Origin of the sequence: Aeromicrobium sp. PE09-221, assembly GCF_002174305.1 — a bacterium.
GTDB lineage: Bacteria > Actinomycetota > Actinomycetes > Propionibacteriales > Nocardioidaceae > Aeromicrobium.
Genome location: NZ_MIJB01000029.1, coordinates 23,872 through 48,019 on the forward strand (window position 1 = coordinate 23,872; position 24,148 = coordinate 48,019).

The 24,148-nt window shown below is 67.7% G+C and carries 22 protein-coding genes and 1 tRNA gene; 13 read left to right on the forward strand and 10 right to left on the reverse strand.

All coding sequences use genetic code 11. The annotated features are described in order from the left end of the window. Positions 1-7 precede the first annotated feature (7 nt). Complete coding sequence (locus BHE97_RS15950; protein ID WP_087625026.1) at positions 8-1,288, reverse strand: D-arabinono-1,4-lactone oxidase; 1,281 nt, start codon at positions 1,286-1,288, stop codon at positions 8-10. After that, complete coding sequence (locus tag BHE97_RS15955) at positions 1,285-2,445, reverse strand: amino acid deaminase/aldolase (RefSeq protein WP_087625027.1); 1,161 nt, start codon at positions 2,443-2,445, stop codon at positions 1,285-1,287. The genes BHE97_RS15950 and BHE97_RS15955 overlap by 4 nt, the downstream gene beginning before the upstream one ends. A gap of 92 nt (positions 2,446-2,537) precedes the next feature. Between BHE97_RS15955 and BHE97_RS15960 the strand changes: the two genes are divergently transcribed. The 3 genes from BHE97_RS15960 (at position 2,538) to BHE97_RS15970 (ending at position 5,046) form a co-directional block, all read left to right on the forward strand. Continuing rightward, a tRNA-Thr gene (locus BHE97_RS15960) sits at positions 2,538-2,613 on the forward strand. A gap of 144 nt (positions 2,614-2,757) precedes the next feature. Next, positions 2,758-3,141 carry a type II toxin-antitoxin system VapC family toxin gene (locus BHE97_RS21015; RefSeq protein WP_170931460.1) on the forward strand — a complete coding sequence of 128 codons (384 nt, stop codon included), beginning with the start codon at positions 2,758-2,760 and terminating at the stop codon, positions 3,139-3,141. A 111-nt stretch (positions 3,142-3,252) separates the two neighbouring features. Then, a complete protein-coding gene (locus BHE97_RS15970; protein ID WP_236757741.1) occupies positions 3,253-5,046 on the forward strand; it encodes an aldehyde dehydrogenase family protein in 1,794 nt (597 codons plus the stop codon). Positions 5,047-5,201: 155 nt separating this feature from the next. Here the strand turns inward: BHE97_RS15970 and BHE97_RS15975 are convergent, their stop codons facing one another. The 4 genes from BHE97_RS15975 to BHE97_RS15990 all read right to left on the reverse strand — a co-directional run bounded on the left by BHE97_RS15975 (position 5,202) and on the right by BHE97_RS15990 (position 6,534). Further along, positions 5,202-5,642: an SRPBCC domain-containing protein gene (locus tag BHE97_RS15975; RefSeq protein ID WP_087625029.1), complete on the reverse strand. Its 441-nt coding sequence runs from the start codon at positions 5,640-5,642 to the stop codon at positions 5,202-5,204. Then, the gene (locus tag BHE97_RS15980; protein WP_087625030.1) at positions 5,629-5,973 is read right to left on the reverse strand and encodes a metalloregulator ArsR/SmtB family transcription factor; all 345 of its coding nucleotides are present in this window, start codon (positions 5,971-5,973) and stop codon (positions 5,629-5,631) included. The genes BHE97_RS15975 and BHE97_RS15980 overlap by 14 nt, the downstream gene beginning before the upstream one ends. Positions 5,974-6,046: 73 nt before the next feature. Further along, positions 6,047-6,223: a zinc transporter permease gene (locus tag BHE97_RS15985; protein ID WP_236757742.1), complete on the reverse strand. Its 177-nt coding sequence runs from the start codon at positions 6,221-6,223 to the stop codon at positions 6,047-6,049. Continuing rightward, positions 6,223-6,534: a metalloregulator ArsR/SmtB family transcription factor gene (locus tag BHE97_RS15990; RefSeq protein WP_087625031.1), complete on the reverse strand. Its 312-nt coding sequence runs from the start codon at positions 6,532-6,534 to the stop codon at positions 6,223-6,225. The genes BHE97_RS15985 and BHE97_RS15990 overlap by 1 nt, the downstream gene beginning before the upstream one ends. Positions 6,535-6,628: 94 nt before the next feature. Here BHE97_RS15990 and BHE97_RS15995 point away from each other — a divergent pair, with 94 nt between their 5' ends. The 8 genes from BHE97_RS15995 to BHE97_RS16030 all read left to right on the forward strand — a co-directional run bounded on the left by BHE97_RS15995 (position 6,629) and on the right by BHE97_RS16030 (position 16,464). After that, a complete protein-coding gene (locus tag BHE97_RS15995) occupies positions 6,629-7,357 on the forward strand; it encodes a class I SAM-dependent methyltransferase (RefSeq protein ID WP_236757743.1) in 729 nt (242 codons plus the stop codon). Continuing rightward, positions 7,354-8,370 (forward strand): GTP-binding protein, encoded by a 1,017-nt coding sequence (locus BHE97_RS16000; protein ID WP_236757744.1) that lies wholly within the window; start codon positions 7,354-7,356, stop codon positions 8,368-8,370. Before BHE97_RS15995 ends, BHE97_RS16000 begins: the two co-directional genes overlap by 4 nt. 93 nt (positions 8,371-8,463) lie before the next feature. Next, a complete protein-coding gene (locus BHE97_RS16005) occupies positions 8,464-11,277 on the forward strand; it encodes a TIGR03773 family transporter-associated surface protein (protein ID WP_140400196.1) in 2,814 nt (937 codons plus the stop codon). Between the two features lie 113 nt (positions 11,278-11,390). Further along, entirely contained in the window at positions 11,391-12,905 is a 1,515-nt protein-coding gene (locus tag BHE97_RS16010) for an anchored repeat ABC transporter, substrate-binding protein (protein ID WP_236757745.1), read from the forward strand. Next, positions 12,895-13,860 (forward strand): choice-of-anchor M domain-containing protein, encoded by a 966-nt coding sequence (locus BHE97_RS16015; RefSeq protein WP_087625036.1) that lies wholly within the window; start codon positions 12,895-12,897, stop codon positions 13,858-13,860. Before BHE97_RS16010 ends, BHE97_RS16015 begins: the two co-directional genes overlap by 11 nt. Further along, positions 13,857-14,609, forward strand: a complete 753-nt coding sequence (locus tag BHE97_RS16020) for an anchored repeat-type ABC transporter ATP-binding subunit (RefSeq protein ID WP_087625037.1) — start codon at positions 13,857-13,859, stop codon at positions 14,607-14,609. The genes BHE97_RS16015 and BHE97_RS16020 overlap by 4 nt, the downstream gene beginning before the upstream one ends. Continuing rightward, positions 14,610-15,548 (forward strand): anchored repeat-type ABC transporter permease subunit, encoded by a 939-nt coding sequence (locus BHE97_RS16025; RefSeq protein WP_087625038.1) that lies wholly within the window; start codon positions 14,610-14,612, stop codon positions 15,546-15,548. It abuts the gene before it with no gap. A 40-nt stretch (positions 15,549-15,588) separates the two neighbouring features. Next, positions 15,589-16,464, forward strand: coding sequence for a class I SAM-dependent methyltransferase (locus BHE97_RS16030; RefSeq protein ID WP_087625039.1), 876 nt, complete (start codon positions 15,589-15,591; stop codon positions 16,462-16,464). A gap of 20 nt (positions 16,465-16,484) precedes the next feature. Here BHE97_RS16030 and BHE97_RS16035 read toward each other — a convergent pair whose 3' ends face one another. Genes BHE97_RS16035 through BHE97_RS16045 form a run of 3 tightly spaced genes read right to left on the reverse strand, consistent with a single transcriptional unit; the run spans position 16,485 to position 20,749 of the window. After that, positions 16,485-17,150, reverse strand: a complete 666-nt coding sequence (locus tag BHE97_RS16035; protein WP_087625040.1) for a TetR/AcrR family transcriptional regulator — start codon at positions 17,148-17,150, stop codon at positions 16,485-16,487. 21 nt (positions 17,151-17,171) lie between these two features. Further along, positions 17,172-18,926, reverse strand: a complete 1,755-nt coding sequence (locus tag BHE97_RS16040) for an ABC transporter ATP-binding protein (protein ID WP_201791481.1) — start codon at positions 18,924-18,926, stop codon at positions 17,172-17,174. Continuing rightward, positions 18,923-20,749, reverse strand: a complete 1,827-nt coding sequence (locus BHE97_RS16045; protein WP_087625041.1) for an ABC transporter ATP-binding protein — start codon at positions 20,747-20,749, stop codon at positions 18,923-18,925. Before BHE97_RS16045 ends, BHE97_RS16040 begins: the two co-directional genes overlap by 4 nt. Before the next feature lie 223 nt (positions 20,750-20,972). Between BHE97_RS16045 and BHE97_RS20190 the strand changes: the two genes are divergently transcribed. Next, positions 20,973-21,143, forward strand: coding sequence for a hypothetical protein (locus BHE97_RS20190; protein WP_170931461.1), 171 nt, complete (start codon positions 20,973-20,975; stop codon positions 21,141-21,143). 10 nt (positions 21,144-21,153) lie between these two features. Here the strand turns inward: BHE97_RS20190 and BHE97_RS16050 are convergent, their stop codons facing one another. After that, the gene (locus BHE97_RS16050; protein ID WP_087625042.1) at positions 21,154-23,544 is read right to left on the reverse strand and encodes a hypothetical protein; all 2,391 of its coding nucleotides are present in this window, start codon (positions 23,542-23,544) and stop codon (positions 21,154-21,156) included. Between the two features lie 146 nt (positions 23,545-23,690). Between BHE97_RS16050 and BHE97_RS16055 the strand changes: the two genes are divergently transcribed. Next, positions 23,691-24,134 carry a GNAT family N-acetyltransferase gene (locus BHE97_RS16055; protein WP_087625043.1) on the forward strand — a complete coding sequence of 148 codons (444 nt, stop codon included), beginning with the start codon at positions 23,691-23,693 and terminating at the stop codon, positions 24,132-24,134. Positions 24,135-24,148 lie beyond the last annotated feature (14 nt).

A 24,148-nucleotide genomic window follows, 5' to 3' on the forward strand; every position in this document is an offset into this window, starting at 1 on the left:
AGGACTTTCAGCCCAGTACACGGTCCAGATACGGATTGCTGAAGCGTCCCTCGGGGTCCGCTTGCTCCCGGACGGCGAGGAAGTCCTCGAAACGGGGATACACCTGAGCCAGATAGGCGGCATCGAGCGTGTGCAGCTTGCCCCAGTGGGGTCGCCCCTCGTGGGCGACGAAGATGTCCTGCGCCGCGGCGAAATACGAGGTGTAGTCGCTGCGGTGGTACTGGTGCACCGCGATGTAGACCGTGTCGCGCTGATAGCCCGTCGACATCCAGATATCGTCGCCGCGGGTGAACCTGACCTCGATCGGGAAGCCGATGAACTGCTCCCGCCGCTCGAACCAGCGCTGCAGCTCTGCGATGACCTGCTGGGCGGCCTCACGCGGCATCGCGAACTCCGACTCGCGGAAGCGTACCGTGCGCGGAGACACGAACACGTCGTACGAGTGATCGGTGTACTCGCGGGCACCGAGGGTGGAGCCCGAGATCGCATTCAGCCGTGGGATGAGTGCGGGCTTCGCGGCGGCGATCCGATTGATGCGCTCGTACACCGTGTTGGAGAGGAACTCGTCGTCGAGCCAGTGCTTCCAGCGCGAGAGGGGCGCGCGGGGCGTGCCGTCCGCGACCCGGTTGTTGCGCTTGGTGAGCGCCTTCTCGGTGTGCGGGAACCAGTAGAACTCGAAGTGGTCGTTCCCGTCGACGAGATCGTCGAGACCGCCGAGCACGGTCGAGAGCGTCATCGGCTCCTCCCGGGCGTGGAGCAGGAAGGCGGGCACGCATTGGAGGGTCACCTCCGTGATGATGCCCAGTGCCCCGAGCCCCACGCGTGCGGCATCGAACCACGGATGATCGGCATCCACCTCGACCACGGAGCCGTCGCCGGTGACGAGCTGCAGTGCCACGACGGCCTTGGCGATGCCGAACAGGCGTCCGCCGGTGCCGTGCGTCCCGGTGGCGATCGCGCCCGCGATCGACTGGGGGTCGACATCGCCGAGATTCGGCAGCGCTAACCCTCGCCGTTGCAGCTGCGGGTTGAGGTCGTGCAGGGAGATCCCGGCCTGCACCCGCACCCGTGCCGTCTCCCGGTCATGCGAGAGGACCCGGTTCATCCGGTCGAGCCGCAGCTGTGCGCCCTCGGTGACGGCGATCTCGGTGAAGGAGTGTCCCGCGCCGACCGCCTTGACCGATGCGTGCGCGCGCACGAGATCGGCCACCTCGGCGGTGGTGCCGGGGGTCGCGACGAGGGCGGGGGAGGCGATCACATTGCCGCCCCAGTTGGTCCAGGTGGTCATCGGAAGTTCTTGCCCTCACCGCGGTAGGTCGGAGTGCGGACGACCTGGCCTCCGGATGTGACGACCGCGACCTCGTCGAAGCGCTCGCACATCTCGCCGGCCTTGGCATGCCGGAAGACGACCCGATCGCCGATCGACAGGGAGCGCACGGCGCGCCCCTCGACGGGGGTCTGGACCTCGCCCGCTCCCTCGGCGGGCAGCAGCGAGAGTCCTTCGGGCCACACGGGCCGGGGTGCGCGGGACGGCCCCGTCTGGCCCGAGGCGATGTAGCCGCCGCTGTAGCAGGTCGCGATCTCCCGCGCGGGTTTGCGGACGACCGACAGCGCGTAGAAAGCCGCAGGCCGCGGAGTGAAGGCGCGGTAATGGTCGAACAGCGTGGGGGTGAAGAGGCCGGAACCGGCGGTCAGCTCGGTGACCACCGGATCGCGGCCCGTGACGTGCAGGCTGCCCGTGCCGCCGCCGTTCACGAGTCCGACGCTGGTGATGGCACGCACCGCCTTGACGATCTTCTTGCGGCGACGACGCAGTTCGGCATCCGATCGGCGCTTGACGATCCGCACGGCGAGCGATGTGTCGGGCAGACCGGCGATTTGCGCGTCGTAGAACATCAGCCCGCTGAAGGTGAAGCCGGGACGGTCGACGATCGCCTGCGTGAGCCGTCGCACCTGCCGCTTGGAGTGGACGGGGGAGCGTCGGACGCCCAGATGAGCGCCGCCGATCCGCCAGGAGGCATCGACATCGATCGCGACGCGGATGGCCGGATGCTCACGCCCGAGCACGTGGTCGATGAGGTCGAGATGGTCGACCGAGTCGACCATCAGTGTGATCGCGGCGAGCCTGCTGTCCTGGGCGGCGAGCTCGCGCAGCGCGTGACGGTCGACTGTCGGATAGGCCAGCAGGATGTCGTCGATCCCCTGATCGGCCCACCAGATCGACTCGGCCAGCGAGTACGTCATCAGACCGCTGATGCCATCGAGAGTCAGAGCGTTCTTGATGATCGACCGCACCCGTACGGATTTGGTGGCGAGCCGGATCGGGCGTCCTCCGGCGCGGGCGATGAGATCGTGCGCATTGGCCCACAGTGCCTCCTCGTCGACGATCGCATAGGGCGTGTCGAGGTCGGCGGTCGCGGCCAGCAGCCGTTCGTAGTCGGGCATCGCCCCAGTATCGCGCAGATCACAGGTCACAGGTGGGAGGCGGCACCAGTGGTGCCCGTGCCTGGCGGGCGTGCCCTACGATGGTCGCGCACGCCCCTGTAGCTCAGTTGGTAGAGCGCCTTACTTGTAATAAGGATGTCGCGGGTTCGAATCCTGTCGGGGGCTCCATGGTCGCAGCGGTGGTTTCGATCCCTGCCCAGGGGAGAAACCTGGCGAGCTGGACGGGTCGTCGGAGCCAATCGCGCGAACACTTCGATACCGGCTCGCGATCCACCTCGAGGACGCTAACGGGCCGCGATACCGGGAAGGGCAGTGCCGGAGTCGCGGCAGGGGAAAGATGGGCGACGACGACGCCACGATTCGTCACCTCCATCGCCTCTCCGGCGGCGACACGGCGCAGCACATCCGGCTGTCGTCTCCAGTGATCTGCTGGAGACCGAGCTGCGTCGGATCGGTGTGCGGCACCGCATCGATCAGTTGCTGATCACGGCTGTTCTCGACGGTGTGACCCTCACTCCACTGAGAAGGGATCAGTTCCGCGAAGCGGGTCTGTACCCACAGGAAGGTCTGCGTAGTCTCGACGGCCTGCACCTCGCCGGTGCCCTCGGCGTCGAGGCCTCGGCGATCCTGACCTACGACATCAGGCTTGCCGAAGCCGCCCGCGCCCACGGCCTAGAGGTCGTCGCGCCCGAGTAGGCCACGACACCCACCTCAACCGCTAGGTCGTCGTCAGTTCAGTTCCCCAGTCTCCGTGTCGATCAGGCACAGTCGCGGTGAGGGAGTCAGGAGCGTTCTTGTCCTCGGGCCGTGGGACTGCACGTCCTCGGCGAAGGCAGGTGTCCGGCGGCCGCCGCGTCCGCCGCCGGTGAGGGAGCATCGGCGGTCCCACTCATCCACGACCATCTGGCCTGGGTGCGCACCCAGGAGTTCGCCTCGCCGCATCGAGCCGGTAGCACGGGACCATCGACAGCGGTGGCTGCCGGAGCGAGGATGGTGGTGTTCCTCGGCTCGGGGCCGCGCTCGCGCCGGGGACACCGCCCGCGACGCGAGGAGCTGATGACCCCTATGCCCCGAACCCAGATCCCCGGCCCGGAGATCCTCGGACCGCAGGCCCTCGACGCTGCCCGCCGATGCGGGGTCGATGTCGAGGCGCTCGCGGGCGATGGTGCACATCGGTCGCCGATCAACGGAGCCTCGCTCGGCGGCATCCGCTGGAGCGATACCGACGAGGTCGATGCCGTGGTCGCGCGCTCGCACGAGGCCTTCCTCGAGTGGCGTCGCACGCCCGCCCCGGCGAGGGGCGCGGTCGTCAAGCGACTCGGCGAGCTGCTGGCCGAGCACAAGGCGGACCTCGCCACGTTGGTGAGCCTGGAGGTCGGCAAGATCACCTCCGAGGCTCGCGGAGAGGTGCAGGAGATGATCGACATCTGCGATCTCGCGGTCGGTCTCTCGCGCCAGCTGTATGGACGCACCTCCGTCTCGGAACGGCCCGGTCACCGATTGATGGAGACCTGGCATCCGCTCGGGGTCGTCGGAGTCATCAGCGCCTTCAACTTCCCGGCGGCCGTCTGGTCCTGGAACACCGTGATCGCGCTGGTGTGCGGCGACACCGTCGTCTGGAAGCCGTCCGAGCAGGCGCCTTTGACCGCTTGGGCGAGCGCGGCCCTGCTGGACCGCGCGCTGCGTGAGGAGGGCGCGCCACCTGCGGTCAGCCAGGTCGTCGTCGGCGGTCCCGAGATCGGCGAGGCGCTGGTCGATCATCCGCGGGTGGCGCTGGTGAGCGCCACGGGGTCGACGCGGATGGGTCGCACTGTAGGCCCGCGGGTGGCGAACCGCTTCGGCCGCTCGCTGCTGGAGCTCGGCGGCAACAACGCCGCGCTCGTCACGCCGTCGGCCGACCTCGACCTGGCCCTGCGCGGCATCGTGTTCGCCGCGGCCGGTACCGCCGGTCAGCGCTGCACCACGATGCGCCGGGTCATCGCCCATCGGTCCGTCGCCGATCAGCTCACCGAACGGCTCGCGGAAGCCTACGCCCGGCTCCCGATCGGCGACCCGACCGCCGACGGCACCTTGGTGGGCCCGCTGATCGGTGAGCCGGCGTACGCCGCCATGGGCGGCGCGATCGAGACGGCGATCTCCGATGGCGGCACTCTGGTGGCCGGCGGCTCCCGCGTCCTCGCCGATGCGGCGGCGGACGCCTTCTACGTGGAGCCGGCGATCGTGTCGATGGGGGCGCAGACCGAGATCATGCGGTCCGAGACCTTCGCGCCGCTGCTGTACGTGCTGCCTTATGACGACTTCGACGAGGCCATCGCCCTGAACAACGACGTCCCGCAGGGGTTGTCGTCATCGGTGTTCACCCAGGACCAGGCTGAGGCGGAGCTGTTCGTCTCCGACGAAGGCTCGGACTGCGGCATCGTCAATGTCAACATCGGCACGTCCGGTGCGGAGATCGGCGGCGCCTTCGGCGGCGAGAAGGAGACCGGAGGCGGCCGGGAGTCCGGCTCGGACGCCTGGCGGGCCTATATGCGCCGGGCGACCAACACCATCAACTACTCCGGCGAGCTCCCCCTCGCCCAGGGGGTCGACTTCACGGTTTGACTCCGGCTCGCGCGGGCGCGGACCGATGATGATGCGGTGTGGCTGCCATAGCGACCACAACGCATCGATTCTCGAGGGGGCACGCACCGATGGTGATGCACGGAGGTCGTCATAGCGACCACAACGCATCATCATCGGTCCTCGGAGGGCGGGGATCAGACGTCGACGTGGGTTTCGAGCGAGTCGAGGGCCTCGTTCCAGCCGTCGTAGACGCCGTCGTCTCCCGGGTTTCCCGCGATGCCGGTGACGTTCAGGGTCAGCTCCGTGCCGTCGCCGGTCGCACTCAGCGACAGGGAGACGACCGGCTGGTCCTCCCTGGCGTCACCCGGCGCGCCCCAGGTGAAGACCAGCCGGTGCGGCGGCTCGACCGTCAGATAGGTGCCGCCCGTCGGATATGTCTCTCCGGTCTCATCGGCCACCATCGTGTAGGAATAGGTGCCGCCCTCGCGCAAGTCGACGCGCACGGTCTCGCGCGGCGTGCTCACCCCGACCGGGTGATGCCAGCGGGCCAGCTGGTCGGGATCGGTCCATGCCTCCCAGACGCGTTCGACGGGGGCGTCGAGGGTCCGGGTCAAAGTGAACTCAGGCTCGGTCATCGTCGTGCTCCTTCGTGGTGTCGAGGAAGTCCTCGAGGGCGTCGAGTCGCTCGCTCCAGTCGCGACGGTGCCGTTCGACCCATTCGGCCGCTTCATCGAGCGGTTCCGTGTGCAGGGTGACGGTGCGCCACTGCGCACTGGCGGTCCGCGTGACGAGTCCCGCCCGCTCCAACACCTTGAGGTGCTGGGAGACCGCGGGCGGGCTGATCTCGTACCCCCCGGCCAGCTCGCCGACGGTGATCGGCGCACGCGACAGGCGCGTCACCATGTCGCGTCGCGTCGGATCGCTGAGCGCGTTGAACACCAGACTAAGTCGATCGGTGGCCCTCATTAAAGCAACTCCTTATTTAACTAATTGCTTAACTTAGGCCCGGCGGAAGCGGGGTGTCAAGCCCGCGGTGCGCTCAGTGCTCGTCGTAGTGGTCCTCGTGGAGGGCGTGGCGATGTCCGTCGTGGAGGTAGTCGACATGGTCGTCGTGCTGGACGGTCTCGTGTCCGCAGTCCTCGCCGTGCTGGTGCTCGGCGATCGTGTGCTCGGCGCGGGTCTCGGTGTCGGCCATGGGGATCACTGCCTTTCTCATCAGTCCGCGGCGCCATCGGCCGCGGCGGGTTCCTGGGCGTGGACGAGGGCATCGGCGATGACGTGGGAGACGTGCGCGTCGGCGAGAGCATAACTGATCTCCTTGCCGTCACGCGTCGCCACGACGACACCAGTGTGGCGCAGGGTGCGCAGATGCTGGGACACCAGCGGCTGCGACATCCCTGTGGTTTCGGCGAGGGCCCCGACGGTCATCGGTCGCTCACTCAAGAGCAGCAGCAATCTCAGCCGCGACTCGTTGCCGAGTACCTTGAGCAGTTGCGCTGTCTTGGCCAGGTTGCCGCTCTCGTCCACTGGGCTAGCCCATCACACATATAAACAAATTGCAATATTTCTATTCATCGCCGTCTACTCGCTGATGAAAATGACTCTCATGTATGTTGACCCCATGGGCGATGCCACGGACCGGTATGGAGCGACCGCCGGTCTCTACGATCTGATGGCCGCGAGCTCCCGACCTGCCCAGCTGACTGCAGTGGAGTCCCTGCTGGCCGTCCTGCGCCCCAATGTCGGTCCGATACTGGACCTGGGTGCTGGGTCGGGGCTGAACACCGCAGCGGTGCTGGATCGCGTTCCCGAGGCTCATCTATTCGCCATCGAGCCGAGCCCCTCGATGCGTGCTCTCATCCTGGACAAGCTCGCGGCTCGCCCGGACTGGCACCAGCGGGTCACCGTCCGTCCCGAGGACTTCTTCTCGGCTCCGCTTCCCGAACGACTCGGAGGTGCGATCATCCTGGGCGTTCTCGGGCACTTCGATGCCGGGGAGCGTGCGGCGGTGTTCGCCGAGATCGCCGGGCGCCTTCCGGACGGTGGCGCCGCGTTGTTCGACCTGCAGCCCCCAGAGCGCCCACGGCGGGTCGAGCCTTTCGAGCTCACCATCGCCCATATCGGCGACCTCGCCTATAGCGCCATCGCCGAGTCTTGGCCGATCGGCGGGGATCGGATGCGGTGGCGCATCAGCTATCTGACCCTCGAAGGGGAGCGTGTTCTGGTCGAGGACACCGTCGAGCACGAGTATCACCACCCCGATCCGACCGCGATTGCTGACGAGGCCGGTCGGGCCGATGCGCGCGTGCAGCGTCTGGGGGAGAGCACCTTCTGGCTGCTCACGCGATGACGATGCGACAGATCCCGGTCATCGGTCTCACCGGACATCTCGGCGCGGGCAAGACGACGCTGCTCAACCACCTGCTCGCCCGGCCGGGTGCCCGTACCGGTGTCGTCATCAACGATTTCGGTGCCATCAACGTCGATGCCGCATTGGTGAGCGGGCAGATCGACGAGGCTGCCTCCATCGCCGGCGGCTGTCTCTGCTGCCTCACCGATGCCGGCGGACTCGATGACGCCCTGGAGCGATTGACGCACCCGCGGTTGCGCCTCGATGCCGTCATCATCGAAGCCAGTGGTGTGGCGGAGCCGCTGGCGCTCGCCCGCCTCATCCGGTTCAGCGGCGCGTCCCACGCGCGACCCGGGGGGATGATCGATGTCGTTGACGCCCTCGAACATCGCCGCACGGTCGACATCGACGCAGTCCCGCCGGTGCGGTATCAGGCGGCCTCGCTCATCATCATCAACAAGGTAGACCGGATTCCCGTCGCGGAGCGCGGTGCGGCGGTCGAGAGGTTGGCTGCCCGGATCAGGGTGAGCAACCCGCAGGTGCCGATCCTGTCTGCCGTGCGCGGCGGCATCGATCCTTCGCTCGTCTTCGATGTTGCCGCTGACGCGGATCCGGTCGATGAGCTCCCGCTGGCCGCGCTCGCCCGCGGCGATGGCGTCGAGCATGAGCATGCCGCCGCCGTGACGGTGCCAGCGAAGGGGCCGGTCGAGGCGGACGCGGTGATTGATCTGCTGGAGTCGCCTCCTGACGGCGTCTACCGGATCAAGGGCTGCGTGAGCATCCGGACTCGGCAGCGCTTGCGGCGGTATCTCGTCAACGTCGTCGGTCACCAGGTGCATATTGCCCCGGCTCCCGTGCCGGGACCTCCGGACGGTCTGGTCGCCATCGGCGTGCGGTTCGACGTAGCCGCTGTGCGGAGTCGGCTCGAGATGACGCTGCGAGCCTCTGCGAGCGCGGCGTCGACTGCGCAGGGCTTCCGGCGTCTGCAGCGTCATCGTCGACTGAGCGAGTGAGTCCCCGCGATGAGCACGGGTCGGTGGCTTAAATGATAATGAGAACTGTTATCTTCTTCTTACCTCAACAGTGTTCGCGTGGAAGGCGAGAAGATGAAGAAGCTCACAACGCTTCTCGCCATGGTCGTGTTCGGAGCGTTGACGTTCGGCGGGCTGGCCCCGGCCGCTGCGACGACGCTCGTCCTCGACCGTGGTGAGATCGGCGTATTCGATGTGGCATCGGACGGTGGTGTCCCGGTGCTCCAAGTGCGCGATGGAACCGGACTCGCGGCCGACCGTGCGGTGGTGTGGGACCCCTCCGATGTGGTGATCCAGGTCGACGGCGACGCGGCGCTCACGGGCGATGGCGACTACCGGGTCGGCACTGAGCCGGCCGATGGTCTGCCCGCGCTCTCGTGGAACACCGAGCTCGCCGCGGCGAGTGGCGCGGAGTCGCTGTCGCTGGAGATCAGCGTCGATGGTCCGGGAGATGTCTCCATCGAGACCGAGGATGAGAGCGGTCATGCCCAGCTGCGCTTCGACAGCGCCCAGGCTGAGAGCGTGGTTCTTGACGTCCCGGCGGAGGAGGGCACCGCGTGGTCCTTCAGCGCGGCCGGTGACTACGTGCTCAAGGTCGTGCCGCGGTTGCACACGGCCGAGGGCGTGGCAACCGGGCCGATGGCCGAGTACCGCATCGAGGTCGCGGAGCCGAGCGTCCCGCCGGCACTTGAGCCTGCCCCCGTTCCGGCCCCCGATCCCGTTCCGGCCCCGGCGTCGGAGCCGACGCCGCAGCAGCAGGTCGTGCAGCCTCGCGCCCAGTCGACGGCGCAGGTCGACACGGCGGTGACACCGCAGGCCGAGGGCACGAGGATCGAGCCATGTTTCGGTATCGAGGTCGCCGAGGAGGCCGAGGAGGTCAACGACGGCCACTTCGACTTCGGTGTCCAGGTCGAGGGCGGTGAGCTGATCTCACGCGTGAAGGATGACCGTGCGGCTCCCGCCGAATGGCGTCCCGCCGGCGACCTGCTGTTCCGTCTTGATGAGGCGGCGGAGATGGAGGTTCCGCCCAGCCCGGTCTTCTCCTTCCTCGGGGAGTCCGGGGACACCGTCTGGAACATCGGCCAGACCCAGCAGCCCGGCGTTCCATGGCTCGGCTGGAATACCCAGCACGAGTCGGCGCGCGCCAATATCAACGGCCCGACCACGTGGACCCTGGACGAGGTCCAGGGACCGGGCGAGCTGTTCATCTTCCAGACCGGCAGCTTCGGCAACCTGATCAAGCAACTCGGCACCGCTGATGACTGGCCGAAGGAGCTCTCGATCCCTTCGAATGTCCATGCCCATGGCAACTGGTCGTTCACTGAGTCCGGTGCGTACAGGGTCACCACGACGCATACGGCCACGCTCAACTCCGGTGAGACGGTCACCAGCACCGACACGCTGACCTTCCTGGTCGGTCCGTGCGTTGACGCGCCCGAGGGGAACCTGGACGAGGAGCTGTTGCTCGCCGACGAGGAACTCGTCGGCGACAACCGGAACGAGGTCGCCGTCAATCCGTCGACCATCGAGGCCGGCGACGAGGTGACCGTCTCGGTCCCCGCGGCCGACGAGGGTGACTGGTTGATGCCCGTCGTCTATTCCGATCCGCAGCAGACCTCCTGGGCCCGTCTGAACGCCTCGGGTGAACTGACCGGCGTGACGACCCCCGAGGATCTCGAGGAGGGCGATCACAAGCTCGCCGTCTACGACGCCGAGGGAGAGCTGGTCGGCTGGGGACCGTTGACGGTCGAGACCGCCGATGACCCGGGCACTGATGACCCGGGCACTGACGATCCAGGTACCGATGCTCCCGGCACTGACGATCCCGGCACTGACGATCCAGGTACCGATGCTCCCGGCACTGATGCTCCGGGCAGCAATGCCCCCGGCGGTACCGGGCCTGGCGGAATCGGTGGCGGCTCGGCTCCCAAGGCCCTCGACCCGTGCATCGCCGCTGGAGGGACACGTGGGGTCGGGTCCGGCGATGGAGCCGCCGGCGGCGGAGACGGTACTGGTGGTGGTTCAGGTGGCGGCGCGGCCCAGACCGTGTCCGATGGACACTTCGACTTCGGTCCGATCATCGAGAACGACGCGCTGCTTCCGCGGGTCAAGGACGATAGGTCCCAGCCGCCGGAATGGGTGGATCCTTCGTCGCGGATCTTCCAGTTGGGTGCGGCGGCGGAGATGCAGGTGCCGGATGTCGAGGCATATTCGTTCCTCGGCGAGCCCGGTGACACGATCTGGATGATCCCCCAGACTCAGATCGCCGACGTGCCCTGGCTCGGTTGGAACACCCAGCACGAGACCGTGCGTTCCGAGGTATCCGGTCCGGTCACCTTCAGCCTCGACGGCATCGACGGTCCCGGCGAGCTGGGTGTCTACCTCAATGACTCCTTCGGCGGTGTCGGACAGAAGAAGTTCGGCAGCCTGGACGGCTTCCCGTCGTCCTTCGACGTGCCGCTCAACGTGCACGAGCACGGCAACTGGGCGTTCACCGAGCCCGGTACCTATCAGGTGTCGATGACGTTGTCGGCCACGCTGAACTCCGGTGGTCAGGTCTCGGAGTCGGCGACGCTGACCTTCCAGGTCGGCTCGGGCGGCACCTCGGGTGCATCCACCGCCAGTGAGGGTGTCACCGTGCCGGCGCTCCTGACCGCCAAGCTGCCCGCCGCCGATACGGTGTCGATCGTCGACAGCGACGATGCGGGGGAGGGCGGCGACAAGGCCAAGGCCGAGAGCGCGCCGAAGGCACCGGGCGGTGGCGATTGCATCCTGCCGAAGGCGGGTGCGCCGGAGAACACCAGCGAGCTGCTGCTGCTCGGCATCCTGCTCGCGGGCAGTGGGGCCGCGGTGGTCGCCTCCCGACGCTTCGCGGGCGCCGGTCGCTGATGCGGTGGCGGCGCGGGCTCGGTCTGCTCACCGGTGCCCTCCTGGGGGCGACGGTAGCGGCCGGGTGCGCGCCGTCATCGGGACTCTCCACGCATGACGATCGCCTGCAGGTGGTGACCACGACCGGCCTGTTGCGCGATCTGGTGGCCAGTGTCGGGGGTGATCAGGTCAACGCGACCTCGATCATCCCCGACGGGGCCGACCCCCACAGCTTCGAGCCGACGCTGCGCAGTGCCCGTGACGTGGTGTATGCGGATGTCGCCTTCAGCAATTACATGCTGCTCGAACAACAGAACGTCATCAGGACGCTGGACGCTAATCTGCGTGATGGCGTGCCGAATATCTCGCTCGCCGAGGACGCAGTCAAGTACGCGGCCGAGGTGATCCAGCTCGTCGAGAACCCCAATCTGGATACCATCTGGCTCGGCCTGCGGGCGCGAGGCGACGGCCGTCAGTATGGTGCCGATCGGTCCTCACAGGTGCTGCTGAGCGCCACAGGTGCGAGCGGCCCCGGCGACATCTACGGCTACCTCACGGGGACCTTCGGGGGCACCGAGATCTACTTCGACTCCTCCGACGGTTTCCATGCGGGCGATGGCTACCGCGACGACACCGCCACGCTGCCGGCCGACGCGCACACCCACATGTCCTGGGTGTTCACCGAGCCGGGCATCTACACGTTGACGCTGGCCGCACGGCTCAAGGTGGACTCCGAGTCACGCTCGGTGCCTGTCGGCCAGTCCACCTTCACTTTCGCCGTCGGCGTCTCCGCCGTCGAGGCCGCCAGCGAGGGCCAGACGATCCTCGACGAGGGCCACGCCGACCTCACCGTCGATCTCGATACCTCCGAGGTCTACGCCCTGTACGACCCCGAGGGCGGTGGCGAACACACACAGGAGGAACTCGCCGCCGAGGACATCGTCATCGAGGTGCCGAACAAGGCCATCGACGAGATCCCCGACGGCGAGGGTTATCGGTTCTTGGGTAAGCCCGGCACCCAGATCTACCAGCTGCCGCAGGCGGTCCTCGGCAAGCATGTGCATGGTGAGATCGACCCGCACCTGTGGCAGAACGTCCGCAACGTCATCGCCTATGTGCAGCTCATCCGGGACACTCTCGTCGGCGCCGATCCGGAGAACGCGGCGGAGTACCGGGCCAACGCCGAGGCCTATATCGATGAGCTCGATGAGCTCGATGCCTACGTCCGCGAGACGATCTCCCGGATCCCGCCCGAGCGCCGCCACCTGATCACGACCCACGACGCGTTCGGCTACCTCGCCGCGGCGTACGGGATCGACGTGGCCGGCTTCGTCACGCCCAATCCGGCCACCGAGCCCTCGCTGGTCGAACGCCGCCGATTGGCGCGCACGATCGAGACACTCCATGTGCCGGCCGTGTTCCTGGAGCCGAACCTCAAGGCGCGCTCCTCGGTACTGACCGAGGTGGCCGCCGAGAACGATGTCGAGGTCTGCGATATCTATGGCGACGCCTTTGACGACGAGATCACCGACTACGTGTCGATGATGCGGTTCAACGCCGACTCCCTCTTCACCTGCCTCACCCGAGGCCTGCCCGAGTCCGATCTGCAACCCCGAGAGAGCGAGAGCGAACACTCCCATGCGCACTAGAGGCCGCCTCCGCCGATCCGCCACTGCCCTGGCCGGCGCGGCGATGATCGCTGCGTTGATCCACGCGGGCCCTGTCCACGCCGACCCGCAAGACGACCAGCAAGACGACCCGGAGCTGGAACAGCAGATCGATCCCGACCAGGACGTGGCGACTGACGAGACCACGTTGGAAACCGGCCACGTCGATATGGGGCCACGGTTCACCGACGGTGAGTGGACGTTGATGGTTCATGACGACACCGCGTTGGACGGCTCGGTCTGGCGGTACCTCGATCGCACCGTGATGCGGGTGCTCGACGCGGGTCAGCTCACGGTTCCCGACGACGAGGCCTATTCCTTCCTGGGCGCCGAGCCCGGCTCGGAGGTCCACGTGGTCCCGCAGACGCAGAACGCCGATGTCGTCTGGCTCGGCTGGAACACCCAGGACCCGGAGGTGATAAGTCGTGTCGATCGTGGCGTCACCCTGACGATGGGCAATGTCACCGGCCCGGGGGAGCTCCTGGTCTATCTGCAGGCCGGTGGCTTCGGCGAGCCGGACATCCTGTGGGACTCGCGAGAGGCTCCGGGCCAGGACCTGTGGGTCGATGTCAACACTCACACCCATGCCAACTGGGTGTTCACCGAGCCGGGCGTCTACCTCGTTCAGCTCACCGCGACCGCCGACCTGATCGACGGGGCCAGCGTCGAGGACACCCAGTACGTGCGCTTCGCGGTCGGTGACGATACCGATGTCGATGAAGCCCTCACGGCCGAGGCCGAGGAGACTCCGCCGGCCGGGGACGGCGACGACGCTGCGCAGGACGACGCGGGTGCAGGCATCCCGTCGATGGTCTGGTGGATCGCGCTGTCCGTGGTGGTCGTGCTCCTGTTGGCACTCGCTGTGGTCGTCAGCCTGATCCGCGGCCGGCGGGCCAAGCAACGCGCGCTCGCGGGCCGGAACGAGCCGGGCCGATGACCGACCCATCGGCCCTCCAGGTCGAGAACCTCCATCTGGACCTGGGCGGGCGACGCGTGCTGACCGGTGTGGAGCTGAGCGTCGACCGCGGTGAACTGGTCGGTCTGATCGGTCCCAACGGGGCGGGCAAGACCACCCTGATGAGGGCCGTCCTCGGGCTGCTGCGACCGGTCGACGGCCGGATCCTCGTCGGCGGCCGGGCAGCCAAGGCGGGAAGGACGGGCATCGGCTATGTACCGCAGCGGCATGAGTTCGCCTGGGACTTCCCGATCTCCGTCGAAGGCACCGTGATGACCGGCCGCACCGGTGGACTGCGGCTCGGCCGCCGGCCGGGGGAGGAGGACTGGCGTGCCGTCGCCGATGCCCTCGATCGGGTGCGGATGTCCGAGCTGCGGACGCGTCCCGTCGGCGAGCTGTCAGGTGGCCAGCGTCAGCGAGTGCTCGTGGCCAGGGCCCTCGCCGGGCAACCCTCGGTACTGCTGCTCGATGAGCCCTTCACCGGTCTGGACATGCCGACGGTCGAGCTTCTGACCGATCTGTTCGTGTCGCTGGCGCGCGAGGGCCACGCTGTGCTGATGACGACCCACGACATCGCCGGAGCGCTGCATTCCTGTGACCGGCTGGCACTGCTGAACCGGTGGGTGGTCGCCAGCGGCTGCCCGGACGAGCTGCGCGACGACGAGGTGTGGATGCGGGCGTTCGGGGTCAGCCAGACCAATCCGCTGCTGAAGATCGTGAAGGCGGCCTGAATGTCGATCGTCGAGTTCTTCACCGATCTGTTCAACCCCGATCTGGCGTTCCTTGCCAAGGCACTGGCGATCGCGGTCATGGCGTCGATTGTCTGCGGGGTGATCGGCTGCTATGTGGTGCTGCGCGGGATGGCCTTCATCGGCGATGCGGTCGCGCACGCCGTGTTCCCTGGTCTCGCGGTGGCCTTCGTGATCTCCGGCAATCTCATCGTGGGCGGAACCGTAGCGGGGGTGGTCACGGCGATCCTCGTCGCCGCCTTCTCGCAGAACCGGAGGCTCAAGGAGGACTCGATCATCGGGATCTTCTTCGTGGCCGCCTTCGCCCTCGGCATCGTCATCATCTCCCAGGCACCTGGATACGCGGGCTCGTTGCAGCAATTCCTCTTCGGCTCGATCACCGGTATCCCGGACTCGGATCTGATCATCGTCGCCCTCATGGGGCTCGTCGTGCTCGGCATCGCCTTCGGCCTGCACAAGGAGTTCGTCGCGGTGACCCTCGACCGGGAGATGGCCCGCGCGCTGGGACTCAAGGTGTTCTGGCTGGACCTCACCCTCTATGTGCTGGTCACGCTCGCGGTGGTCATCAGCGTGCAGACGATCGGCAATATCCTCGTGCTGGCCCTGCTCATCACACCGGCGGCCACGGCGCGGCTACTCAGCGATCGGCTCGGGGTGATGATGACCTTGGCACCGGTCATCGGCGCGGTAGGGGCATTCCTCGGGCTCTATATCTCCTGGACCTGGGACACCCCGACGGGCGGCACCATCGTGCTGGTGCTGACCGCGATATTCCTGTTCGCCTGGCTGTTCGCGCCGCGCCACGGGGTGGTCGCTCGCCGACGCCGGGGCGGGCCCGCGAGCGCCCGAGAAGCCGACTCCGCGGACACCGAGATCACCCATACGCCCTCCCCCGTCGGGCCGGCGAGGGAGACCATCTGATGACGTTGACGGGTCCCCCACAGGGACGAGAGGAGTGCCGATGACGGCCGAGGACGAAACAGGACCCGACACCAGCCGCTATGTGGACTATCTGCTCATGAATCGAGAATTCACGGCCTCGGTGGTCGAGGCGGCCGTGGGGTCGATCGATCTCATCGAGACCAGACGACCGCTGAGGGTGCTCGATGCAGGAACTGGCGCAGGGGGAGCGTTGCTGCCGCTGGCACGTCGGGTGGAGGCCGCGGGGGGCGATGGCGCCGTCCTTGCTGTCGATGCCGATGAACGGGCGATCGAGACCGCCCGGGTGCACGCGGGTGACCAGCAGGCCGTCGATCTGCAGATCGCCGATCTACGCGATGTGGCCGCCGAGGCTTCACAGGCCGGTGGCGTGTACGACCTGATCTGGTCGTCCGATGTCATCTGGCCGGCGACCTTCGACGACCCGGCGACGATCGTGCGAGAACTCGCCGATGCGCTCGCCTCGCGGGGCACGCTGGCTCTGTTCACCACCAACTACTACCAATCGATGATGCTCCCGGGGCACTCACGGATCGAACGGCTGATCCGCACGGCCTCCGAGCTCACCTGGGGTTTGCCGACCGACGGGCCGACCCACCATGAACGGCTCGGCGCGTGGATGCGACAGGCAGGGCTGACCGATGTCTCGGTGACCGTCCTCCCCCTGGCGGCCTCGACGACCCTCGGTTCGCCCGCTCGGACGTATATGGAGCAGATCGTCTGGCCGGAGATGCGCCATGCCGTCGCCTCCCGAGGGGGCGAAGCCGGTATGACCGGGGCGGACCTGGCCCGTGCGGAAGAGCTGCTTGATCCTGCCAGCGACCAGTGGATCGGGGCCGACCCGGATGGCTTCACGGTCCACCCGACGCTGCTGTGGACCGGGCATGCACCGGCGTGACCCCGATCATCACCGCTCCATCAGAACTCGGGCCAGTTCTGCTCCAGCCCGGTGAGGATGAACTCGATCTTGGCGTCCAGCACCGTGCGACCGGCCCAGGACTCCTGCGGGTGGAGCGGTGATCCCGGGTCCCGGATGGCATCGCGGACGGCTTGCAGTCCGGTCCGTCCCTTCTCATCGACCGAGCGCATGGCCTCCACCCCCAGGTGCGATGCGAAGACAGTGTCGCCGAGGAAATCGAGCGCGAACATCGTTTGCCGGGGGCTCTTGCCGTGGTCGCTGAGGCTGTCTGCGTACGCCCGGAACACCCGCTCGATGCGGGTGGGCGCCGTGGGATAGGCGTAGACAAGACGACTCAGCCCGGGATAGTCCTCACAGAGACGCCAGCACTCGTCAGCCCACCTGCGCAAGGTGTCACGCCAGGGAGCACTGGGTTCCGGCAGCGCGATGGTCGCTCCTGCAGCATCCAGACAGGCGATCACGAGATCCTCGCGTGAGGGGAACAGACGGTAGATGGCCGTGGTCACGACACCGAGCCTGTCCGCGACCGCCGCGAGGGTAAAACGATCCACTCCTTCGGCGATGGCCGCGGCGACGACATCGTCGGCAGTGAATGCCGGTTTGCGTCCGACTTTGCGTCCGCCGACCGCGATCCGCCTCGTCGGTTTCGCGGGGGGATCGTGCATCGGTCCAGGCTATCGGGGTGTTCAGACGATGTGCCAGCCTTGGGCCCGGTGGAGCCGGTCCCAGAATCGCGCATAGGTGCCGCCCGCCGCTATCAGCTCGGCATGCGTGCCCTGGGCCTCCACGCTGCCGTGCTCGGTGAGAGCCACGATCTGGTCGGCCGCCGCGATGGTGTCGAGCCGGTGCGCGATGATCAGCACCGTGGCCTGCCGGCGCAGGTGCTCGACCGCAGCGACGATATTCGCCTCGTTCTCCACATCGAGTGCGGACGTGGCCTCGTCTAGCAGGACGATCGGTGAGCGCTTGAGAAGGGCACGAGCGATGGCGACCCGTTGACGCTCACCGCCGGACAGTGCACGACCGCCCTCGCCCACTCGTGACTGCCAGCCGGCGGGCAGGCGTTCGGCGATCTCGGTGACACCGGCCAGGTCGGCGGCGTCGCGGATCTCCTCGCGACTCGCTCCCTCACGTCCGATGGCGATATTGGCCTCCAAGGTGTCGTCGAAGAGATAGACATCCTGGAAGACCATCGACAACTGACTCATCAACTGCTCAGTGGTCTGCTCGGTGACCGGCAGACCGCCGACCCTCACCGTGCCGGAGTCCGCGTCGTAGAAGCGGCAGACCAGACGGGCAATGGTGCTCTTGCCACTGCCGGACGGTCCCACCAAGGCCACCATCGAACCCCGGGGGACCGAGAGCGACACGTGCTGCAACACGGGCTCCGCAGTGGGCCCGTAGGCGAAGCTGACGTCCTCGAGCTCGATGGTGCCCGGAGCGGGGAGATGGGCCGGCGACGCGGGCTCCGGCAGCGGTTCGGCGGTGAGCACCTCGTCGATCGCATCGAGAAGCGGGCGACGTGATTCCAGTGACATCGCGTTCTCGGTGATGGTCGACAGGGTCGAGGTGAAGCGCAGCGCCAGGCCGATGAAGGCCAGCGCCGCGATGGGCTCGAGCGTGCCCGAGACCGCCAGCGACCCGGAGACGGCGATCAGTGCGACGATCACGCCCTGGGTCACCACACCGCTCAGCAGCATCCCGGCCGTCTCGATCCACTGCGCCCGGGTCTTGGCCGATCGGGTGTCCTCCAGGGCCGCCCCCAGCGGTGGGAAGTCGTCACTGCGACCACAGGAGCGCAGTGCCCCTTGGCATTGTGCATATTCCACGATCCGGGCCGCCAGTTTGATCTCCTCGGGCTCGTGGATCGCCGACCCCCGGCGCATGAAGGAGGTGGACGTCACCGTGATAATCACGAAGACCGGCGCCGCGATCGTCAAGACCAGTCCGAGGAGCGGGTGCCACAGCCAGGCCGCGATGACGATCACGATCGCCGCGGTGATCCGCGCGACGAGTGGCCCGATCATATGGGCGAAGATCTCACCGGCATTCATCAGCTCGGCGGAGACCATCCGCGAGAGCCTTCCCGATGAGGGACGGGCGAACCATCCCAGTGGCTGCTTGGCGACCTGATCGCCGACCAGGCGGTGGATGCTGCGCAGGAAGTCCAGGGCGACCGCATAGGTGCGCTGCTCCTGTAGGTAATGCAGCCCGAAGCACGTGACCGCGAGGAGGGCGAGTACTACGAGCCATCCACCGATCTGCAGGCCCCAGACGGGTTCTCCGGAGGCCAGCGAGCCGATCGCCGGGAGCAGCGCCGCGAGGGAGAGTCCCTCGACGAGTCCGCTGAGCGCGGCGACGATCAGCGCCGGACGCAGTGCCTCGGGCTCGGAAATCATGCGCCGCAGCCGCGGCAGGATGTCGATCAGGGGCAGGCTCATTTCGTGCCTCCGAGGGTGGCCGTGGTCGATTGCCAGAGCCGGGCGTAACCCGGGTGCGCCATCAGTTCACTGTGCGTGCCAGTGGCGAGGACGCGGCCGGATTCGACGAGGACGATCTGGTCGACGCCCTTGATCGCCTCGGGGCGATGGGCGATGAGCAGCACCGTCTTGTCTCGTGCCAGGTCCGATAGCGCTTGTTGGATCTGATGTTGCGATTCGGGGTCGGTGAGCGCGGTGGCTTCGTCGAGGATGAGCACCGGGGCGTCGACCAGGATGGCTCTGGCGATCGCGATGCGCTGTGCCTGCCCACCGGACAGTCCGGTCCCCGCACCGTAGACGGTGTCGAAGCCTTCCGGCAGCTGCTCGATCTCGTCGAGGACGCGCGCCGCGCGGGCGGCCTCGCGGATCTGCTCGTCGGTGGCGTCGGGCCGTCCCAGCGTGATGGTGTCGCGGATGCTGATCGACGGCAGCTGAGGATCTTGTAGGACGAAGCCGACATGGGTGTAGAGATGCTTGATCCGGTCCACGGGTGCTCCACCCAGCCTGATCTGTCCGGAACGGGGGTCGTCGAAGCGCGCGAGCAGGGTCGCGATCGTCGACTTGCCCGAACCGGAAGGACCCACTAGGGCCGTGACCGTGCCCGCGGTGAGGGTGAACGAGACATCGTCGAGGGCGAGCTCGGCATCCTCGCCCGTGTCATAGGAATAGCTGACATGCTCGAAGACGACATCGTGTCCTTCGGGCACCGCGTGGTCGGCCTCCTCGGCGAGGACAGGTGTCTCGAGGAGCTCGGTCAGGCGCCGGGCCGATGCGCCGGCCATCTGCTGTGCCCACATCGATCCCATCAGGACTTCGAGGCCGTAGGGGATGAGGAGGGCGATCAGTGAGGTGGCGAGGACATCAGCGGCCGTGACCCAGCCCTGGTGCACGAGCCAGGCGCCGCCGCCGATATTCACCGACAGGATGAGCGGCACGGCGAGCAGCGAGTTGCCCAAGGCGCTCACGGTGATCAGTGGACGCACCCATGCGTAATAGAACTCCTGGAACTCATCTGCCGCGTCTTGGAAGGCGCGGTGCGCGCGGCCGACCCGGCCGAAGGCCTTCACGACCGTGATGCCGGTGACGAACTCGACCATGCGCGCCGATACGAGACCGAGCCTCGTGTCCATCTGCACCGTCTTCTCGCCCATGCCTCGCATCGAGACGCTCATCGCCGCGACATAGAGGGGAAGTGTTGCGATCGCGAGCAGACCGAGACGCCAGTCGATGATGAAGGCATAGACCATCAGTGCGGCGGGCATGACGATCGCATTCGTGCCGTCGACCGGTCGGTGCGCGATCAGCTGGTGGATCGTGCCGATGTCGTCTTGCAGTGCCTTGCGTACACGACCGGAATTGGTGGAGGTGAACCAGACGAGTGGCACCCGGGCGAAGCGCTGGACCATGCGCAGTCGGATCAGGTGACCGAGCTTGATATCGGCCAGGTGGGTGACGAGCAGTGCGATGAAATAGATCCCGATCCGGAGGCTGAAGGTGAGCAGCAGGATGCGCAACCACCGGTTCACCTCATCGGCGTCGACGCCCCCTTCGCTGCCCGCCGCGGCGAGCAGTACATGGCCGATCTGCACGAGTGCCACATAAGGCACGACGGCCAGGACCCCGGAGATCGCCGCGAGAAGACGTCCGATCGTCAGCCAGGGCGCCACCGGACGCATCAATTCCTTGAGCGAACGCGCATCGGTCTTCTGTTGAGCCTTCGTATCGGAAACGAGCGTGGCGGCTCCGCCGGAGGGGTCATCGCGTGTCTGCACGTGCGTCGTCATCGCTCTCCGGTTCACTTTCGACAAGCACGTAATAAGGTTCGCCTTGCCTAATTCTGAATGGGATTCAGATTATCGCCCACGGCCTCTACCCGCAAGTCCAGGGTGCGGGGTACGACGAGCCCCGGAGCGCCGCCCTCCAGTCGCCGCTGACCGAGTGTGCGTGGGTCTGTGTCTGTGCCCGCGCCTCCTCCGGCGCGTCACGCGTCATCGGTAGGCTCGGGGAATGGATCTGCGCACCGTGTTCTTCGGGGTGGTGATCGGACTCGCCGTCGGTCTCCCGCTCTGGGTCGCGACCGACATGGCGATCTTCCTGTTCGGCGGACTCGCGGCCGGGGTAGGGCTCAGCCTCGCGTTGACCTGGTCGCCGGAAGATCACGATCGCGGCGAGCGCTGAGCCCGATTCGTCACCACCAGGTGTCGTCGAAGTCGACGATCACCTCGCCGTCCTCGATCGAGATCGACCCGTCGAGGGAGAACTCGATCTCCTCTGGCTCGGGATCCTCGTCGAAGGGCCGCGGATTGGGCCGTATCGTGATGACCGCCTCCTCGCTGCGGAACCCACCGAGTTCGAGCATCTCGAAGCCTTCGGGCTGCGTAGTGACCGTGAGCTCGGCGAGATCGGTATCGCGGACGGCGTAAGGGCACACGTCGTCCATATTGGTGGGCGGGGTGGCGCACTGCTCGACTCGCGCCCGGACCTCGTCGAGCACCGCTTCGCGGAGCGCGTCGCTCGGCTCGGCGGTCACCGCCGCCTCGGCCGCGACGCCGGGAAGGACGCGGAGTGTCACGGGCTCGGTGCTGACGTAGTCGGATTCGGGCGCGGTGACCTCGTAGATCCCCGGATAGGCGTAGAGTTCGGCGCCGTACTCACCCGATCCGAAGAGGCCCGAGCTCTCGTCCAGTGCCACTTCGGCGTCGCCCACCCGCACCGAGTCCTGGGAGTCGCTGCCCAACATCACGGGCACCAGCAGCGGCTCGTCCAGTCTCCAGGTATCGAGGAGCCCGAAGCGCTTCTCGCCTCCGCGGACCTCGAAGGTGTGCTCGAACCGTTCGCCATCGAGGGACAGCGTCGCGGTCACGGTGGCCGAATCGCTCCCACGGTCGTCGACGCGGACCTCGCCCACCTCGAGCAGCGTGGCACCGTTCATCGCCTCGTCGTTCAACAACACGCGCTGCCCGGAGGCGATCCCCGGATCGACCATCGAGCCGGCTCCCTCGGCGTCGCCGTCGGCCAGCAGCGTCAGATACTCCTCGACGACCCCGGCGGGACTGCGCTGGGAGTTGAGGATCGAGACCGTCGCGAAGAAGCCGGCGATCAACAGTGCCACGCCCGCGACGACGCCCGCGCCGATGACGAGTCGCCTCTTGGTGCGGGGGTCCATCGGCTCCGGTGCTGTCGCGGTGCCGCTGGGCGGCTGCGCTGCCGTCGGCAGCACCACGGTGGACTCGCTATCGGCCGCCGGGGATTCTGCCGCAGCGGCTGGGAGCACCGCTGTGTTCTCGACGTCCCCGGCGTCCGGATCGGTGCTGGTGGACGGGCCGTGCAACCAGCGCGCGGTCGCCGTTGATCCCGCCAGCAACGCCGTCAACCGGGGGGAGAGGGCGTAGGCGACGGCCGGAGCGAACTCGGCGCCCACCGAGATCAACCCGGCGGCGATCGCCACGGTGAACGGCGTCCACCAAGCCAGTCCGATACCGGCATGGCCGAACCCGCCGGCGGACATGCGGATGCCCGTTGCCAGCGCCGCCAGCAGGATCCAGATGAACAGGGTGATCGTGGGCAACTGCCAGGTCCGCGACCAGACGGGCACCGACGATCGCTCGCGCCGCACGCCGAGCCGCACGGCAGCCACGGCGAACAACACCGCCGCCAGCGCGATGAGCCAGGCTCCGTGACCGCCGGCGAGGTCCCACGCCCAGCCGATCTGCGTTGAGGTGCCGGACTCTGACAGCGTCACGGCCCCGAGATGGCCCATCGCGACGACGGCGGCGACCAGATTGCCCACCAGCGGGGGGATGGCGAGCAGGGTGATCGCCTGATCGTCGCGGATCAGGGCGATCGCCGTCGCCACCACGGCGACGGCGCCGAAGACGACGAGCCAGAGAGCGTGCAGGCGTACTGCCTCGCGCAGCGCGGCGGCGATGGCATTTGGCCGGGGACGCGTGGCGGCGCGCCGGCCGGTGCTGGCGCCTACCACGACGACGAGGACGGTCACGAGCCACGTCGTGAACCATCGTGGGCGGGCGGAGAACTCCCCGAAGAGGTCGAGCTCGGCGGCGCCCACCGAGGCGAAAGCGGTCAGCACCGTCAGTGCCGTGGCCGCCACGACCGCCTCGACCGCGGTGCGGGCCCCGCGGCCGATAGCGGCGAGTCCTCGTTCGTGCGAGGTCGAGCGGCGCGTGAGCACATGCACCGCTGCCCAGGTGGCGAGCAGACTTCCGAGGGAGAACACCGTCGCGCTGACGGTGGAACCGAAGACTCCCACCGAGATGCCGGCGCCGAGCGCCATGCCGGCGAAGGTCAGTACACCGCCGAAGACCGTGCCGGCCGAGGCCAGGTCGCCGACGGGTGCCACGAGTGCGATCGTGTAGAGGACTCCGGAGACGAGGGCCGTCGCGAGGACCGCGGCTGTCACGACGCCGAGCCGCGTGAGACCGGCGGGCGACCGCAGCCAGGGCATCAGGGTGGCGAGGCTCTCCGCACTCTCGGGACTCAGCACGGACGGAGCCGCGGCCGGGTCGGGGGACACGGTCGGGTGAGATGGACGCTGATCGTCCGAAGTCGCATCGGTCATAGCGGACGTGACCCTACTAGAACCCGACGACGGTCTCACCTGTCGCGCGAGTATGTCGGTGCGGGCCTCTATCGTCGTCACCGCCGGGGACGTGTCCCGGTCGTAGATGGCGGCGCAGCGGTGAGACCGTCGCGGAGAGGTGGAGCGTGACCGGTTACGAGTTCTCGAGCGACCCGGAGCGGGTGGACCGTGCGCGCGTCCACGGTTGGCTGTCCGAGCTCTCCTACTGGGCCGAAGGCCGCGACCGCACCGTGACCGACACGGCCTTCGACGGGTCCCGCCTCTTCGGGCTCTACGACACCGATACCGGGGAGCAGGCGGCGTTCTGCCGTGTGGTCACCGATGGTGCGACCTTCGCCTGGCTGGCGGATGTCTTCGTCGACCCCGATCGCCGAGGCGCCGGCCTCGGTCACCGGCTCGTGGCGGAGGTGTTGGTCGTCCTCGAGCCGCTGCGGTTGCGACGGGTGCTCCTCGCGACCGCCGATGCACACCGCCTGTACGCCCGGCACGGCTTCGCTCCGCTGCCCGATCCCGAGCGCTTCATGGTGCGCCCCGGCACCCCCGTCACGTCCTCGGCGACAACCGGTTGAGGGGCCCGCGGTCG